This is a genomic window from Marinobacter sp. UBA2498 (assembly GCF_002341575.1).
GTDB lineage: Bacteria > Pseudomonadota > Gammaproteobacteria > Pseudomonadales > Oleiphilaceae > Marinobacter > Marinobacter manganoxydans.
In genome coordinates this window covers 11,499-11,763 of sequence record NZ_DDOI01000122.1, presented here as the reverse complement: position 1 = coordinate 11,763, position 265 = coordinate 11,499, and the positions used below count along the sequence as shown (strand labels likewise).

The following is a 265-nucleotide window of genomic DNA, read 5'->3' as shown; positions in this document are numbered from 1 at the left end:
GGTTGATCTCGGGGTCTGCCTTTCCGGGCTCACCCATTTTGCGGAATATCCAGGCTCCGGCGGACTGGTTCAGGCCACACGATGGCCGGGCCCGCAACTGGTCAGGCTCAGTCCCCGATTGACCCGGCTGGCCGTCACATTGATTGCCTGGCTATCCAGGCGTCACCCGGGACTTTATCTCAAAGGTGCCGAGGAAATGGCCAGCAGGCATGACCGCCAGCTATTGAGGAAGCTATTGAGCGACGGCGAATTCCAGCGTGATCAG

1 pseudogene is annotated in these 265 nt (G+C 60.4%); it reads left to right on the top strand.

What is annotated here, in order from left to right:
• Positions 1 to 265 (top strand): annotated as a pseudogene (locus B2W52_RS16920) (alpha/beta fold hydrolase); the annotation flags it as partial.